Source organism: Lentzea sp. NPDC092896 (genome assembly GCF_044754905.1).
Lineage (GTDB): Bacteria > Actinomycetota > Actinomycetes > Mycobacteriales > Pseudonocardiaceae > Lentzea.
Window position 1 is genome coordinate 402095 of sequence record NZ_JBIVPX010000007.1, and the last position, 16637, is coordinate 418731.

Sequence of the window (16637 nt, forward strand, 5' to 3'; positions counted from 1 at the left end):
AACTCACTGCTGTGGAACGGAGTACGACCGCTCGAGGTTGCCGGACACGACGCCCTCAGGCGTTCTGCTCGACACGGTCAGGTAGAACGTCCCGCTGGACGGCATGGTGACGGTGAACCGCGCCTTGCCGTCCGCGTCCACCGGAACGACCTGCGGCGTGTTGAAGGCGACGTACCACAGGACCTCGTGCGACCCGGCCAGTGCGGGCGTCACGACGTACTCGATCGGCACGTTCGGCCGTGCCGTCACCGGACCGCCGTCCGGGAACTGCGGGCTCGTCAGGGTGGGAAGCGCCGGCTTCACCTGGAACACGTACGACTGGTCGTCGCTCTCCACACCGGTGTCCGTGACGCCGCGCACGTACAGGTAGTGGTAGCCCGGCTTCTTGGGCGCCCACTGGACCTGCGTGCCCGTGGTGGTCTGCCACGGCTCGTCGCCGAACCTGTACTTGTACGACACGACGGGGAGCCGTGGCGACGAGAACGTGAACGTGCCGGTCTGGCCAGGAGCACCGCCCGGCTGGTTCTTGTAGTCGTTGCTCGTCACCACCGGTGCCGGCGCTTCGGCGTCGATCGCGCTCTCACCCCAGCCGGAGCGGACTCCGGCCGCGTTGACACTCGCCACCAGCACGTCGAAGGTGCCCTTGACCGTCGGCGTGTACTCGAACGTCAGCGTCCCGTCCGGTGCCGCGGGCAGCTGCTGCTCCGGGTCGTCGCCGATCTTGTACACATAGGACACAACATCGTCCCGGGCCGGTGTCACGGTGATCGTGCGCTTCTCGCCGACGAGGCCGGACCACGGGGTGGTGTCGACCTCCGGTCGCACCTGGTCGACGGTGAACGAACTGGTCGTGACCCCCGACCGGGCACCGGCGGCGGTGACCGTCCAGACCTTCAGGTCGTGCCACTCGGCACCGGGCTCGGTGTAGGTGAGGGTGAAGCGGCCCTTGCGGTCCTCACCGACCGGCACGGTCTGCTCCGCGCCACCGTCGATCTGGTAGACGAACCGCGTGGCGCCGTCCTGGGTGGCGTTGAGCACGAACTGGCCGGGCTTGCCGAGCTCCAGCAACGGCCTCTGCACCCAGGGCGCGGTGGTGCGGACCCAGAAGCGGTAGGTCGTGCTGTCCGAACGGAGTCCGGCGCGGTCGATGCTCTGGACCTGGACGTACAGCGGGCCGTCCCGGTCCGGTGTGATGGTGATCGTCGCCTTGCCACCCGGTGCGTCCGCCTCCACCCGGCCGTAGGGGACGCCGACGCCGTCGTACGTGAACGCGACGACGTCCTGCGCGCCGTTGGCGTCGAAGGTGAACTGACCTGGGAGACCCTGGCCGCCGTCACCGGGAGGCGCACCGTTCTCCTGGTAGGTCGTGGAGGAGATCTTCGGAGCGCTCGGAGCCGTCACATCGGCGGTGAACTGGCACGGCGCGGACCACTCGGAGTTCGCGAACCCGTCCTCGGTGCGCACGGCGAACGCGTAGGTGCCGCCGTCCTTGACCATGCCCTCGGGGAACTGGGTGTCGACCACCCCGGCGCCGGGGACGGGTGCCGCGACCTCTACCCGCTGCTCCGGTGCGTCCACCGGCCAGAACGCCATCCGCCCGGTGACGCCACCGCTGGGATCGGGGTCGGCGTCGTGCAGGGTCGCCCTGACGCGCGGCGTGAGGCTCGGGATGAAGCGCGTGGTGCCGTCGCACGCGCGGGCGTCGATCTTCAGGTCGGTCGGCGTCCCCGGCGGCGTGTTGAACGTCGTGCTCAGCACCGCGGCCGGGTCGTAGGTGCGGCCGTACTCGACCTTGCCCTGGAACTGCTCGGCGATCCGGAGCACGAACGTGATCTCCGTCCTGCCCTTCTCCAGCGCCTTCCTGATGGGCTCGGCGACGTTCCAGACGACCGCGGGCGACACGCAGTCCTGGTTCGGGTTCGGCTCGATCTTCGAGCTCTCCCACGGCTGGTGCGCCCACGTGATCTTCTTCGGCGGCTGCACGACCCACAGCTGCGTGGCACGCGGCTTGGCGCAGTCGTTCGCGGCCTTCTCCGGCGTGCGCAGGTTCGCCGTGAACAGCTGCGTGCCCTTGAACCGCGTGATGTCGAAGGTGAAGTAGGACTTGCCGATGTGGTGCTTGTCGTCCCGCCAGGCGCCGACCTTCGCGTCGCCCGTCGTGATCTCCTGATGCGGCTGCTTGGAGTCGGTCGTGACCCACTTGGCCGGGTTGGACATGGCCCAGTTCGGTTGCTGGGCGGCGTGCGCGGTGCCGGGCACGGCCACCACGAGACCCGCGACGAGCGCGGCAACGAGTGCCCCGGCGCCACGCCAGGGTCTGTCAGATGTTCTCAACGATCCCCCTAGAGAAGAACAGTCCGGCGGATCGTGACATCCACCCAGGACGTTTGTCATGGGAGTTCGAAAAGTAGGTCCTCGCTGATGAGCGCACGTGGAGGGGCTGCCGCATCTCGTTTGGCGGCGCACGACTTGGTGTTTCGGGCACTATGGCGACGGCATGACATCAACATCGGGGGTTCAGTGAAAAGAACTATCGTTGTCCTCACAGCGGTTCTGGCCGCGCTGGGGATCGCTCCCACGGCCGGCGCGAGCTATTCCACGTCACTCGTGGTGCTCGGCGACTCGTACGCGTCGGGCACGGGAGCAGGCTCCTACCAAGACGGAACGACCGGGAACTGCTGGCGCAGCAACAACTCGTACGGTGAGCAGGTGGCCGCACGGCTGCGTGCTGCGGGCAGGCTCGGCTCGTTCGCGAACGTGAGCTGCAGCGGCGCCGCCACCGCGGACTTCTCCCGTCCCTTCAAGGACCGCCCGGCCCAGCTGGACGCCCTGAAGCGCGACACGAACCTGGTGCTGCTCACCGTCGGCACCAACGACATCGACTACGCGACGTACGGTGGCATCTGCGTCCAGGCCGACTGCACGGGCGCGCCGACCGAGGCGATCCTGGCGAGGCTGCCGCAGATGGGGCTCAACGTCACCGCCCTGCTCACCGAGATCGACAAGCGCAGCCCGCACGCGCGAGTCGTCGTCGTGGGCTACGGCCGTCAGGTGTCCACTTCGGACAACCCGGAAGGCGCCACGCTCGACCCGATCTGCGGCGAGGGAATCCTCACCACCGAGGAACGCGCCCAGGGCAACCAGGTGGCCGACGGCATCGACGCCACCCTGCGCTCCGCCGTGACCAAGGCGACCTACAAGGGCGTCAACGCCACGTTCGCCAGCCCGTTCTCCCGCCCCGGCACGTTCGACGGCCACGCGCTGTGCGAGTCGGGCACCCCGTTCCTGCGCGGGTTCGACGCGCTGGCACCGGGCCAGGAGGGGCCGGAGGCCGTGTTCCACCCGAACCAGCAGGGGCAGACCGCCCTGGCCTCGCTCGTCCGGGCCTAGGTCCTGTGTGTTGCTTCCGCTCGCTCATCGGGCGAGCGGAAGCAACCGTATTGGCGATGGACACCGGCCAGACGGACGAGGATCGTGCAGCACGTGGAACAGGTCGTCGAGGTGGCGGACTTGGACGCGGCGCACGAGGTGTTGAACGCGGCTTATGGCCAGATGCGTCTCAACGCCGGCAGCGAGAACCCTCACATGCGGCTGTCGTCGCGGATACACGGGGACGTCCGGTTCGACGAGTTGTGCGGGCACATCTCGCTCGAGGTCAGCGTCGACCCGATGCGCAACTACGTCTTCGGGCACAACGGTGCCGGGGTCGTCTACTACAGTTCGGGCGGCGAGGACCGCTTCTGGCTGCCTGGCGAGGTGTTCCTGAGCGCACCGCCCGAAAGTTCGTTCGTCGGGGCGATCGCCGACCCCAGGTTGTCGACGGTGACGCTGCCGCAGTCGGTGATCGACCAGGTGGTCGACGGTGTGCGGTTCGCCGGTTTCGGGCCGGCCTCACCCCAGGCCGCGGCGGTGTGGTGGTCAACCTGCGTGCAGCTGCGTGACGTGGTGCTACCGCATTTCGAGGACAACCCGCTGGTCACGGCGAACGCGATCCGCCTGCTGGTGACCACCACCCTCGCCACGTTCCCGAACACCACCCAAGCCCCGCCGACCTCTGCCGACCGGCGTGACGCGCACCCGAGAAGCCTGCGCCGTGCGGTCACGTTCATCGAGGACCACGCCGCGACGGACATCTCCGCGGCCGACATAGCGCGTGCGGCGCGCGTGTCCAGCCGGGCGTTGCAACTCGCTTTCCGCCGCTACCTGGGCACGACACCGATGGCCTACCTCCGGGGTGTGCGTCTCTCGTGCGCTCATGAGGACCTGAAGGCGGGCAACGGTTCCGTCACGGAGATCGCGGCTAGGTGGGGTTTCGCCCGTCCGAGTGTCTTCGCCGCGCACTACCGCCTCGTCCACGGCGTCTCGCCGTCCTGGACCTTGCGATCGCGTTGAGGACTTCGTTTTCTCGTCGGTGGCTTCGTTTCCGCTGCTATCGTTCGGGCCTCGCAGTGCGGTGAAGTGATGGCCCGTCTGCGAGGTGAGGCCCGATGACCGCCTGTGAGACCAGCCCGTTCGCCGTGCGGACCCAACGCTCCGGCACCCGTTTCACGGCCACCTGCCGTGGCGAGATGGACATGACGACCTGCGACCTGCTCTTCGCCGCCGTGCTGCCCGGCGTCACCGACACCACCACCGACCGCGTGTCGGTGGACATGGCGGAGGTGACGTTCCTGTCCGCGAGCGGCCTGCGCACCCTCCTGCTCCTGCTCTGCGCCGCGCACCACAGCGGCAAGTCGTTCGAGCTGCGCCACACCCAGCCCCAGGTGCGCCGAGTGCTGGACCTGTTCGGCTTCACCACCTTCAAAGCGGGCCTTGTGTGGGAGGCAACCATGTCGCCGAGGAGCCACCACAACTAGCTTGACCAGCTATGTTGCTCCCGCTGGTACTCGTACTCGCGCTCACCCCGCCGACGTCCGCGATGACGGTCCCCGGCGCCGAACATCAGCAACTGACCCACCTGGCCGACCTCACCACGACGGGCCTGGTCGCCACCGGCCACACCGACCCGGCCGACTGGGCGGGCCTCACCAGCGCCGCCCTGCCCGTCCCCGCCGCCGTGCCGGGCACCCAGATCGACGGCTACTTCCCGGACACCTCCCGCACGAACACCAACCACGGCTGGCACGACTCCCAGTTCGTGGTCAGACTGCCCGACCGCTGGAACGGCGGCCTGGTCGTGACCGGCGCCCCCGGCGTGCGCGAGCAGTACGCCAACGACAGAGCCATCTCCGACTGGGTCCTCTCCCGCGGCTACGCCTTCGCCGCCACGGACAAGGGCAACACCGGCGCCCAGTTCTACCGCGACGGCCGAGCGATGGAGGAGTGGAACCACCGCTTCACCCAGCTCACCATCGCCGCGAAGTCCGTTGTCTCCCAACGCTACGGCCGAGCCCCGCGCAGGACGATCGCCACCGGCATCTCCAACGGCGGCTACCTGGTCCGCTGGCAACTGGAGAACCGTCCGCACCTCTACGACGGCGGCGTCGACTGGGAGGGAACACTGTGGACGGTCGCGGGCCCGAACCCGCTCACGTTCCTGCCACCCGTCCTCCGCACCTACCCGGCCTACCTGGCAGGCGAACCCGGCGCGCACGAGGCGATGGTCGCGGCGGGCTTTCCGGCCGGCACGGAATTCCTGTGGGACTACCACTACCGCTACTACTGGGACCTCACGCAGCGCATCTACCGCGAGGAGTTCGATCCCGGGTTCGACGGGGAACTGGAGGCCGGCGTGCCGTTCTGCGCTCCTGGTAGCGCTGCTTGCGACGTTGACTACTCCTACGCTTCTCGACGTCGCATCGCTGGTCCTGCGGTTTCCCGGGTCGCGTTGACCGGCAAGGTGAAGCGGCCGTTGCTGACGGTGCACGGGACTTACGACGTGTTGCTGCCGATCAGTCAGGATTCGGACGTGTACGCGGGGATGACGCCTGATCGGTTGCACCGGTACTACCGGGTGGAGCAGGGCACGCACGTGGATGGGCTGGTGGATGCCTATCCGGATCGGTTGCGGCCTCTTGCGCCTTGTCATCGGGCGGCGTTCGTGGCGCTGGAGCGGTGGTTGGACGGGGTGGAGCCGCCTCGGTCGGCGACCCTGCCGCGACCAAATGACGTGGCCACCTGCCCGTTGTCGTGATCCAATCGGCGACGTGGCCACCATCGAGTACGTCCTCGGCGACATCACCGAGCAGGAAGTCGACGTGATCGTGAACGCCGCGAACTCCTCCCTGCTGGGCGGCGGGGGAGTGGACGGCGCGATCCACCGCAAGGGCGGCCCGGACATCCTCGCCGACTGCCGCGCACTGCGCGCCGGCCACTACGGCGGCGGCCTCAAGACCGGCCAGGCCGTCGCGACCACCGCGGGCCGCCTGAAAGCGCAGTGGGTCGTGCACACCGTCGGCCCGGTCTGGTCGGCCACCGAAGACCGTTCCACCCTCCTGGCCGACTGCCACCGCAACGCACTCCAGGTAGCGGCCGAACTCGAAGCGCAAACGATCGCGTTCCCAGCCATCTCCACCGGCATCTACCGCTGGCCCCCGGAAGACGCCGCGAGAATCGCCCACGAGGCCACGAAGAACTCCCCGGTACCGCTGATCAGGTTCGTCCTGTTCGACCAGCGAACCTACGACGCCTTCGCCCGCCCGTAGTCCGCGATCTCCATCGCCCACCGGTACACCTCGGCCGGATCACCCAAGGTCGCGGGCAGCGAAGGATGAACCAAAGTCCCGTTCAACGCCCGAAGCAGGTCGTACAGCCCGAGATGGGTCCAATCCCACAACATGCTGTCGAAGTTGTAGGCACGCATCAACGGCGTGAGCCGCGCACGAATGGAGTCGATCGAAGCCTGCGAGAGCCCCACTGCGTGCAGCCGGGCATCAGTGGCGGCCATGTGCGCCGCGCTGAACGTCGTGTCGAGGAACGGCTCGAACAGGTTGCCCCACACGTCGAGGCGCCCCGCGACGGAAATCCCGTGGCGCTGGCAGAACCCGGCCAACCCGGCCGAATCATCCCAGGACAAGAACAGGGTCTCGCCGGACGTGGTGCGGATCTCCGGCGGATCGACCTGCGTGGACGCGTCGCGGACAGCGGACGCGGGCAGGACGCCGTGGGGGTGCACGCTGGCCCACGGGAACTCGTAGTCCGCGAAAACGATGTGGTCCGGGCCGAACGTCACCGTCATCGGGCCACGGTGCTTTCCCTCACCTGCAACGAGAACGGGGTCTCGACGTCCTCCAGCGCCGAGTCGCGGGATTCGGCGCGGCGGTGCAGCAGGTCCACGGCGGCGCGGGCGATGGCGCCCTTGTCCGGGGCGACCGAGGTCAGTGACGGGGAGCTGTAGACGCTCTCCTCGTTGTTGTCGAAGCCCACGACCGCGAGGTCCTGGGGCACGCGCACGAAACGTTCGGCTGCCGCTCGCATGGCGCCGATGGCCAGCAGGTCGTTGAAGCAGAACACGGCGTCCGGCGGGTTGCGGAGGTCCAGCAACGACTTCATCGCGGCGGCACCGTCCGCGCGGTGGTAGTTCAGCGCCGGCACGACCAGCTCGTCGACGAACGGCAGTGAAGCCTCGGCCAGCGCCGCGCGGTAGCCCTCCAGACGCAGGGCGGCAGTGCCTCGGTGGGGGTGGGCGCCGATCGCGGCGATTCGTTGGTGCCCCAACGAGATCAGGTGGCGGACGGCGGCCTGGGCTGCCGCGACGTTGTCGATGCCCACGCGGGAGATCGGGACGTCGACGGCGTGCTCGCCCAGCAGGACGGCGGGGACGGACAGCTGGAAGTCGTCGACCTGCAACGCCTCCGGGCTGAGGATCGCGGCGTCGACCAGGTGCGGGCCGAGTGACGCCAGCGCCGAGCGTTCGCCGGCCAGGGTGCCGAACGTCTGCTCGATGAGCACGTTCCACTCGTGTTCCTGGGCGGCGGCGATGACGAGACCCGCGAGCTCCGCGAAGTAGGGGATCGAGAGTTCGGGCAGCACCAGGGCGATGAAGCCGGTGCGGCCGCGGCGCAGGTTGCGGGCGCCGAGGTTGGGGCGGTAGCCGGTGGCCTCCAGTGCCTCCTCGACGCGGCGGCGGTTGTCCGCTTTGACGAACGAGTAGCCGTTGACCACGTTCGACACCGTCTTGACCGAGACGCCCGCCAGGCGGGCTACGTCCTTGAGCGTGGCCAACTGTTCCTCCAGAAGATTCCGGGAAAAAGATACCGGGACGGTCTCAGGTCTTTACAACGTTGGAACAACGATGCAAATCTAGCGCCTGAGAGCGCGTCCACGCATAGCCCGCCGTGTAGGAGCCAACGATGTCTCGCATGTTGCTCATCGCCGTCGCCGCCTTGCTCGTGACGGGGTGCACAGCCAGAGAAACCCCGACGACCGCGACGAGCGGAGGCCCCGCGGCGTCTGCCGCGCAGAACCAAAGCGCTGGTCCCGGCTGTGCACGGAGCAAGACCGGGTACCCGCAGGTCGACCTGAAGGGTGCCAAGGTCGGCTTCTCCCAGTCGGAGAAGGAAGCGAACCCGTTCCGCACCGCCGAGACGCAGTCGATCAAGGACGAGGCTGCGAAGCGGGGTGCCGAGCTGCTGTACACGAACGCGCAGAGCGACCTGAACAAGCAGATCAGCGACATCAAGTCGATGATCGACCGCGGCGCGCAACTGCTGATCGTGGCGCCGCTCAACTCCGACGGCCTGCAGCCCGCGTTCGACGCGGCCAAGGCCAAGAAGGTGCCGGTCGTGACGATCGACCGCAAGGTCACCTCGCAGCCGTGCACCGACTATCTGACCTTCATCGGTTCAGACTTCGTCAAGCAGGGCGAACGCGCCGCCCAGCAGATGATCAAGGCGACCGGCGGCACCGGCAAGGTCGCCATCCTGCTCGGCGCCTCGGGCAACAACGTCACGGTCGACCGCACCAAGGGCTTCAAGGACGGCATCGCCGGCACGCCCGGCCTCACCGTCGTCGCCGAGCAGACCGGCGAGTTCGACAGGTCCAAGGGCCAGGCCGTGATGGAGCAGCTCATCCAGAGCAACCCGGACATCACCGCCGTCTACGCCGAGAACGACGAGATGGGCGTCGGCGCCGTCACCGCGCTCAAGGCCGCGAACAAGGTGCCGGGCAAGGACGTCAAGGTCGTGTCCATCGACGGCACGCGCAACGCCGTGCAGCTGATCGCGGACGGCAGCTACACCGCCGTGGTCGAGTCCAACCCGCGCTTCGGCCCGCTCGCGTTCGACACGCTGGAGAAGTTCGGCAAGGGCGACGAGATCCCGCAGAACATCGTGATCTCCGACGACGAGTACGACACGACGAACGCGGCGCAGAAGCTCGGCAATGCCTACTGATCCGGTCATCGAGGTCGCCGGCGTGACGAAGACGTTCGCCGGCGTCCAGGCTCTCGGCGACGTCGACTTCACGCTCCAGCGCGGCGAGATCCACGCGCTGGTGGGGGAGAACGGCGCCGGCAAGTCCACGCTGATCAAGGTGCTGACCGGCATCCACACCCCGGATGCCGGTCAGATCACCCGGAACGGGCACATCTCCACGATCTACCAGGAGGTGAACCTCGTTCCGCTGATGAGCGTGGCCGCCAACCTGTTCCTGGGCCGCGAGCCGCGCAACCGGTTCGGCCTGATCGACCGCGCCCGCCGCAACGCCGACGCCTCAGAACTGTTGAGGGGCTACGGCATCACGGCGGACGTGAGCAGTCCACTCGGGACGCTCGCGGTCGGCGAGCAGCAGATGGTCGCGCTCGCCAGGGCGGTCGAGGCGAACGCGGACGTCGTGATCATGGACGAGCCCACGTCGTCGCTGGAGCCGCGCGAGGTCGAGACGCTGCTCGGCGTCGTGCGGAAACTCCACGAGGCGGGCATCTCGATCATCTACGTCAGCCACCGCATGGACGAGCTGTACCGGATCTGTGACACGGTCACGGTCCTCAGAGACGGGCGAAACGTTCACAGTGGTCCTCTCAAAGAACTTCCGCGCATCGAACTGGTGTCGCTGATGCTCGGCAGGTCGGTCACGGAGATCGAGAAGCACGGCACCACGGCGTTCGGCGAGGGTCACCACGCCGACACCCAGCCGGTGCTCGAAGCGCGGGACCTGACCAGCAGGCCGCGCATCAACGGCGTCAACGTGTCGATCAGGCCCGGCGAGGTCGTCGGCCTCGCCGGCCTGCTCGGATCGGGCCGGACCGAGACCGCGAAGGCGATCATCGGCGCGCTGCCGCTCGACGGCGGCACCGTGCTCGTCGCGGGCAAACCGGTGTCGCACAACGTGAAGTCGGCGATGAGGGCGGGCATCAGCATGCTCGCCGAGGACCGCAAGACCGAGGGCATCATCCCGAACCTGTCCGTGCGCGAGAACATCGTGCTGGCCGCGCTGCCGAGGCTCAGCCGGTTCGGTGTGATCAGCAGGTCCAAACAGGACCGGATCGTGGACACGTTCATCAAACGTTTGCGCATCAAGGTGTCCAGCCCCGAGCAGAAGGTCGCGGAACTGTCCGGCGGCAACCAGCAGAAGGTTCTGCTGGCCAGGTGGCTGTGCACCGAACCCAGGATCCTGCTGCTCGACGAGCCGACGCGCGGCATCGACGTCGGCGCCAAGGCGGAGGTCCAGGAACTGATCGACGAGCTCGCGCGGGAAGGCCTGGCGGTGCTGCTGATCAGTTCCGAGCTGGACGAACTGCTCGACGGAGCGGACCGTCTCGTCGTGCTGCGCGACGGATCGGTCGTCGGCGAGCTGGAAGGCGACCAACTCACGAGTGAGCACGTGCTCAAGGCGATCGCGGCGGAGGTGAGGGATGGCTCAGACGACCACGCGGTCAGCCACCAGAACGGCAACTAGCACCGCGGCCGCGAGGACACGCTGGTTGCAGGACAACGGTGTCTACGTCGCCGTTGCCGTGCTGCTGCTGTTCAACGCCCTGTTCACGTCCAACTTCCTGACGCTGGGCAACTTCACCACCCAGCTCGTCCAGGCCGCGCCCGTGCTGATCGTCGCGCTCGGCATGGCACTGGTGATCGGCACCGAGGGCGTCGACCTGAGCGTCGGCGCGGTCATGGCGCTGGCCGCCGCGATCATCCCGCTCTACCTGGGCGCCGGTCCGCTCGTCGCGATCGTGATGGCGCTCGTCGTAGGCGTGCTCGCGGGAGCGTTCAACGGGTTCCTCGTCGCCAAGGTCGGCATCCAGCCGATCGTCGCCACCCTCGCGCTGCTGGTCGGCGGGCGCGGACTGGCACTGGTCATCGCCGAGGGCCAGCTCGTCCAGCTGCACGACCCGACGTTCCTCGAGCTCGGCACCGGCGACGTGCTCGGAATCCCGATCAGCGTGCTCATAGCAGGATTGTTGGCGCTCACAATCGCCGGCCTGACCAACCGCACCACGTTCGGCCGTCAGCTCGTCGCGGTCGGCGGCAACCGCAAGGCGGCCACGCTGGCCGGGCTCCCGGTCAACCGGGTGCTGATCGGCGTCTACGCGATCTGCGGTGTGCTCGCGGCGATCGCCGGCGTGCTGGCCACCTCGAGGCTCGCCGCCAGCGACCCGGCCGACATGGGCCTGCTCATGGAACTGTCCGCGATCACCGCCGTGGTCGTCGGCGGGACCCCGCTCACCGGGGGCAAGGTCCGCGTGCTCGGCACGGTGTTCGGCGTGATCCTGATGCAGCTCGTCAGGGCCACCCTGATCAAGCACAACCTGCCGGACTCGATCGCGCAGATGATCCAGGCCGCGATCATCATCGCCGCCGTGTACGTGGCACGGGAGCGCCGATGATCACCACAACCACTCCCGCCGTTCCGAAGGCGGCCGCGCGGACGAAGGTCCTGCAACGGCAGGGCGCCGCCGTCGCACTCGTGCTGATGGTCGCGGTGTCGTGGCTGGTCTTCCCGCGCTTCGGCAGCCTCGACAACCTCCGCGACCTCGCGCTGCAGGGCTCGTTCCTCGCGGTGATCGCGATCGGCATGACGTTCGTGATCATCACGGGCGGCATCGACCTGTCCGTCGGCTCGCTCTACGCCCTCGGTGGCGTGCTCGCGGCCTGGGGCTCGCAGTACGGGTTCCTGGCGGCGCTCGCACTGCCGTTGGTGGTGTGCGGGTTGATCGGCCTGATCAACGGTCTGCTGATCGCCCGCACGAACATGGCGCCGTTCATCGTCACACTGGCGTCGCTGCTGTTCGCCCGCGGTCTCCTGCTCGCGATCACCGACGAGGGCGCCAACACCTACAAGATCCCGGCGGACAGCGCGTTCGTCGAACTGGGCCGCGGCACCGTCCTCGGCTTCGGCTATCCGATCTTCATCGCGGCCGTGCTCGCCGTCCTCGGCGGGATGATCCTGAACCGCACGAGCTTCGGCCAGAACGTGTTCGCGACCGGCGGGGCCGAGCAGTCGGCGGTCCTGCTGGGCGTTCCCGTCGCGAAGACCAAGATCCTCGTCTACACGATGAGCGGCACGCTGGCGGGTCTCGCCGGCGCCCTGACCGCCGCTTATCTGCAGTCGGGCGTCACGGTCATCGGCGTCGGCCTCGAACTGGACGCCATCTCGGTCGTCGTCATCGGCGGAACCCTGCTGACCGGTGGCATGGGCACGATCCTCGGCACCGTCATCGGCGTGGGCCTGATCAAGGTCATCCAGAACGTCATCAACCAGATCGGCACGCTCGACAGCAACTACCAGTCGGTGGTCAGCGGCGTGTTCTTGCTCATCGTCGTCGTCCTGCAGCGAATATTGCGAAGATAGGAGAGCCATGACCAGACGCGTCCTGGGCGTATTGGTCTCGATCCTGATCACAGCAACGTTCTCAACGCCAACAGCGCACGCGGCGGAGTGGGTACCGAAAGTCCCTCCGCTCTCGACACCCTGGACCGCCCAGGTGTCGCCGACGAACGCCCTGCCCGAGTACCCGCGACCGCAGCTGGTGCGCACCGAGTGGCAGAACCTCAACGGTGTCTGGGAGTTCGCCGGAGCACCGAACCTGAACAGTCCGCCGATCGGCCGCCCGCTGGCCGAAGGCGTCCTCGTGCCGTACCCGATCGAGTCCGCTCTGTCGGGGATCAAGCGGCACGAGGACAACATGTTCTACCGCCGCACCTTCACCGTTCCGTCCACTTGGAACGGTCGCAACGTCAAGCTCAACTTCGGTGCCGTGACCTGGGAAACGCGGGTCTGGGTCAACGGCAGGCAGGTCGGCACGCACACCGGCGGCTTCGACGCGTTCTCGTTCGACATCACCTCGGCACTCACGACCGGTGCGAACGAGATCATCGTCGGCGTCACCTCGACGGTCGACGGCAGCCGCTATCCGATCGGCAAGCAACGCCGCAACCCGAGCGGGATCTTCTACACCGCCGCGTCCGGCATCTGGCAGACGGTGTGGCTGGAACCGGTGCGGGCAGCCAACATCACGCGTCTCGACACCACGCCGAACGTCGGCGCGGGCGCGCTCGACCTGGTCGTGCAGGGCACCGCGGGCCAGTCGGTCACGGCCGAGGTGCTCAGCGGCGGGCAGGTGGTCGGCAGGCAGACCGGCACGACCGGCGGCTCGCTGCGGGTGCCGGTGCCCAACGCCCGGCTGTGGTCGCCGGACGACCCGTTCCTCTACGACCTGCGCGTGACGCTGGCCAGCGGGGACGTCGTGACGGGCTACTTCGGCATGCGCTCGCTCGGCAAGGCGATGATCGGCGGCGTCATGCGGCCGATGCTGAACGGGAAGTTCGTCTTCCAGAGCGGCACGCTGGACCAGGGCTACTGGCCGGACGGCATCTACACCGCGCCGACCGACGAGGCGTTGCGCTTCGACCTCGAACGCCAGAAGGCGCTGGGGTTCAACATGGTCCGCAAGCACATCAAGGTCGAGCCGGCGCGCTGGTTCTACCACGCGGACCGGCTGGGCCTGATGGTCTGGCAGGACATGCCCGCGGTCGACTCGATCGACGAGGCACCGAACTCGCACGCCAACTACGAGTCCGAGCTGCGCCGGATGATCGACCAGCTCAAGGGAATCACGTCGATCGTGCAGTGGGTGCCGTTCAACGAGGGCTGGGGCGAGTACGACGCGGGCCGGATCGTGAACCTGATCCGCTCGATCGACAACACCCGCCTGATCAACCACAACTCAGGATCCAACTGCTGCGTCTCGGATCCCGATCCCGGCAACGGTGACGTGATCGACGACCACCACTACCAGATCTCGGCCAACACCCGGCTGCCCGACAGCAACCGGGTCGCGATGCTCGGCGAGTTCGGTGGCCTGGGCCGCCGGGTCGTCGACCACGAGTACCAGCCGGGCGCCGGATTCGCCTACGGTGCCCTGTACCCGGACGAGCAGTCGCTGACCAAGCGGTACGAGGAGATCATCAAGCAGGTCCAGCGGCTCATCCACACCCGCGGGTTGTCGGCGATGGTCTACACCGAGCCGTACGACGTGGAGAACGAGGTCAACGGCTTCTACACCTACGACCGGCGCGTGTTGAAGATGACCGAGTCGAGGGTGCGGGACGTCAACCAGAGGGTGCTCGCGGTCGCGCGTGGCACGGCGGTCAGTCCGGACGACGTGGTGTCGTTGCGCGTCACCACATCGGGCTACACCGACCGCTACCTGCGCCACCAGGACTCGCTGGCCCGCACCGACCTGGTCAGCACGGACCTGGGCAGGCTGGACGCCACGTTCCACCCGCGTCCCGGACTCGCCGACGCGGCCTGCCTGTCGTTCGAGTCGCGGAACTTCCCCGGCCAGTTCCTCAGGCACAGCAACGGACGCATCCGCCTGGACGTGAACAACGGCACGATCGCCGCCGATGCCACGTTCTGCCCGAGGGAAGGCTCTGGCGGTACCGCACTGGAATCGTTCAACGTGCGCGGTTCGTTCGTGCGCCACTACAACGAGGGCGTGTACCTGGCACGCTCCGGCGGCACGAACCCTTGGGACACCGCGAACTCGTTCGCCGCGGACACCACATGGGCGATCGGAACCGGTCTGTGGCGCAGCGGCGCGGAACTGCCGCTGGACCAGGCCCGTTCGTTCCGCGTCACCTCGCCCGGCTTCACGGACCGCTACCTGCGGCACCGGGAGTCGTTGGCGCGCACTGACGTCGTGACCAGCGGGAGCGACAGCCTGACCAAGGCGGACGCGACGTTCGTCATCCGGCGCGGGCTCGCCGACCCCACCTGCTACTCGTTCGAGTCCCGCAACATCTCCGGCCAGTTCCTGCGGCACGCGGACTTCCGCGTCCGCCTCGGCACCAACGACAACACCGACCTGTTCCGCCGGGACGCGACGTTCTGCGCGCAACAGGGCACTGGCGGCGTCCGGCTCGAATCGGTCAACGAGCTCGGCACCAACATCCGGCACTACGCGGAGGAGGTCTGGGTCGCCTCGAACGGCGGCGCGCACACGTACGACAACCCTGCCTCGTACAACCAAGACGTGAGCTGGGCCGTGAGCTCACCTTGGACACCGTAGGAGAGAACATGCTGCTACGCATAGTTTCCGTGTCCGCGATCGTGCTGAGCACGATCACCATCCCTGCTGTGACGGCGTCGGCGGACGTCGTCGACGCGATGAGCCGTGACCTCGGAATCACCCAGGCGCAGGCCCTGACCAGGATCCGCGCCGAGAAGGTGGCGCTGAAGATCGCACCGGCCGCCGAGCAGGCCGCCGCCGACGCGTTCGGGGGCAGCTGGTACGCCGACGGCAAGTTGAACGTGGCCGTGACGGACCCCGCGAAGGTCGAGGCGGTCAAGGCCGCGGGCGCGCAGCCGGTGTTGCGCACGAAGACACTCGCGTCCCTGAACGCGGTGAAGACGGGCATCGACAGACTGTCGAAGGCCGGATCGGTGTCGAAGGACGTCGCCGGGTGGCGGGTCGACGTCCAGCGCGGCGCCGTGGTGGTCGACGCTCTGCCGGGAGCCGACGTTTCGGGTCTGCCCGAGGACGTCGTCGTCAACACCGAGGGCGTCCAGAGGCCGCAGACGTTCGCGGCCGGCACTGTCGGCGGTGACCCGTTCTACACGGGCAACGTCCGCTGCTCGATCGGCTTCTCGGTGCACGGCGGCTACGTCACCGCCGGGCACTGCAACGTCGGTGCCTGGAACGTGTACGGCTGGGACCGTTCGTGGCAGGGCGAGTTCGTCGGATCCTCGTTCCCCACCAACGACTACGGCTGGGTGCGCACCGGTGGCGGCTGGTGGAACGTGCCGGTCGTGCTCGGCTGGGGCCAGGTGAGCGACGCGCTCGTCCGCGGTTCGTGGGAGGCCCCGCCCGGCACCTCGGTGTGCCGCTCGGGCTCGACCACGCACTGGCACTGCGGCGTCGTCCAGGGCCGCAACGAGACCGTGAACTACCAGCAGGGCGCGGTCTACGAGATGGTCGGCACCAGCGTGTGCGCCGAGCCGGGCGACTCCGGCGGCTCGTTCATCACCGGTGACCAGGCGCAGGGCGTGACGTCCGGCGGTTACGGCAACTGCTCCGGCGGCGGCCGCACCTGGTTCCAGCCCGTCAACGAAATCCTTCGCACGTACGGGCTGACGCTTCTGACGGCCTGATCGATGTCCTCCGGGACGTGAATGCGCATGGTGTCGCGTTCACGTCCCGGCGGCGTTCCGCGGCGAAGATCGTCATGTGCGGAACCACCTGATCTTTCGCGCGT

At 68.1% G+C, this 16637-nt stretch carries 14 protein-coding genes; 11 read left to right on the forward strand and 3 right to left on the reverse strand.

The window, feature by feature from the left end; genetic code table 11:
* Nucleotides 1–3: 3 nt before the first annotated feature.
* A complete protein-coding gene (locus tag ACIQF0_RS32225; protein WP_401035729.1) occupies nt 4–2334 on the reverse strand; it encodes a hypothetical protein in 2331 nt (776 codons plus the stop codon).
* Nucleotides 2335–2520: 186 nt separating this feature from the next.
* Here ACIQF0_RS32225 and ACIQF0_RS32230 point away from each other — a divergent pair, with 186 nt between their 5' ends.
* From ACIQF0_RS32230 to ACIQF0_RS32250, 5 genes are all read left to right on the forward strand, one after another.
* Complete coding sequence (locus ACIQF0_RS32230) at nt 2521–3390, forward strand: SGNH/GDSL hydrolase family protein (RefSeq protein ID WP_401035731.1); 870 nt, start codon at nt 2521–2523, stop codon at nt 3388–3390.
* An 84-nt stretch (nt 3391–3474) separates the two neighbouring features.
* On the forward strand, nt 3475–4392 hold the full coding sequence (locus ACIQF0_RS32235; RefSeq protein ID WP_401035733.1) for a helix-turn-helix transcriptional regulator: 918 nt from the start codon (nt 3475–3477) through the stop codon (nt 4390–4392).
* Between the two features lie 95 nt (nt 4393–4487).
* The gene (locus ACIQF0_RS32240; RefSeq protein WP_401035736.1) at nt 4488–4856 is read left to right on the forward strand and encodes an STAS domain-containing protein; all 369 of its coding nucleotides are present in this window, start codon (nt 4488–4490) and stop codon (nt 4854–4856) included.
* 11 nt (nt 4857–4867) lie between these two features.
* A complete protein-coding gene (locus ACIQF0_RS32245) occupies nt 4868–6133 on the forward strand; it encodes a tannase/feruloyl esterase family alpha/beta hydrolase (protein ID WP_401035739.1) in 1266 nt (421 codons plus the stop codon).
* Nucleotides 6105–6644 (forward strand): O-acetyl-ADP-ribose deacetylase, encoded by a 540-nt coding sequence (locus ACIQF0_RS32250; RefSeq protein ID WP_401035742.1) that lies wholly within the window; start codon nt 6105–6107, stop codon nt 6642–6644. Before ACIQF0_RS32245 ends, ACIQF0_RS32250 begins: the two co-directional genes overlap by 29 nt.
* On the opposite strand, the gene ACIQF0_RS32255 is transcribed toward ACIQF0_RS32250, so the two are convergent.
* A complete protein-coding gene (locus ACIQF0_RS32255; RefSeq protein ID WP_401035745.1) occupies nt 6620–7177 on the reverse strand; it encodes a hypothetical protein in 558 nt (185 codons plus the stop codon). The two genes, ACIQF0_RS32250 and ACIQF0_RS32255, sit on opposite strands and share 25 nt — an antisense overlap.
* Entirely contained in the window at nt 7174–8163 is a 990-nt protein-coding gene (locus ACIQF0_RS32260; RefSeq protein WP_360034067.1) for a LacI family DNA-binding transcriptional regulator, read from the reverse strand. The genes ACIQF0_RS32255 and ACIQF0_RS32260 overlap by 4 nt, the downstream gene beginning before the upstream one ends.
* A 128-nt stretch (nt 8164–8291) precedes the next feature.
* On the opposite strand from ACIQF0_RS32260, the gene ACIQF0_RS32265 reads away from it, so the two are divergent.
* From ACIQF0_RS32265 to ACIQF0_RS32290, 6 genes are all read left to right on the forward strand, one after another.
* A complete protein-coding gene (locus tag ACIQF0_RS32265) occupies nt 8292–9332 on the forward strand; it encodes an ABC transporter substrate-binding protein (protein ID WP_360034064.1) in 1041 nt (346 codons plus the stop codon).
* Nucleotides 9322–10836, forward strand: coding sequence for a sugar ABC transporter ATP-binding protein (locus tag ACIQF0_RS32270; protein ID WP_401035748.1), 1515 nt, complete (start codon nt 9322–9324; stop codon nt 10834–10836). The genes ACIQF0_RS32265 and ACIQF0_RS32270 overlap by 11 nt, the downstream gene beginning before the upstream one ends.
* Complete coding sequence (locus ACIQF0_RS32275) at nt 10793–11764, forward strand: ABC transporter permease (RefSeq protein ID WP_401035750.1); 972 nt, start codon at nt 10793–10795, stop codon at nt 11762–11764. Before ACIQF0_RS32270 ends, ACIQF0_RS32275 begins: the two co-directional genes overlap by 44 nt.
* Nucleotides 11761–12729 (forward strand): ABC transporter permease, encoded by a 969-nt coding sequence (locus ACIQF0_RS32280; protein WP_330274541.1) that lies wholly within the window; start codon nt 11761–11763, stop codon nt 12727–12729. Before ACIQF0_RS32275 ends, ACIQF0_RS32280 begins: the two co-directional genes overlap by 4 nt.
* 133 nt (nt 12730–12862) lie before the next feature.
* Nucleotides 12863–15451: an AbfB domain-containing protein gene (locus ACIQF0_RS32285; RefSeq protein ID WP_401035753.1), complete on the forward strand. Its 2589-nt coding sequence runs from the start codon at nt 12863–12865 to the stop codon at nt 15449–15451.
* An 8-nt stretch (nt 15452–15459) separates the two neighbouring features.
* Complete coding sequence (locus tag ACIQF0_RS32290) at nt 15460–16533, forward strand: S1 family peptidase (protein WP_401035755.1); 1074 nt, start codon at nt 15460–15462, stop codon at nt 16531–16533.
* The last annotated feature ends 104 nt before the right edge of the window (nt 16534–16637 follow it).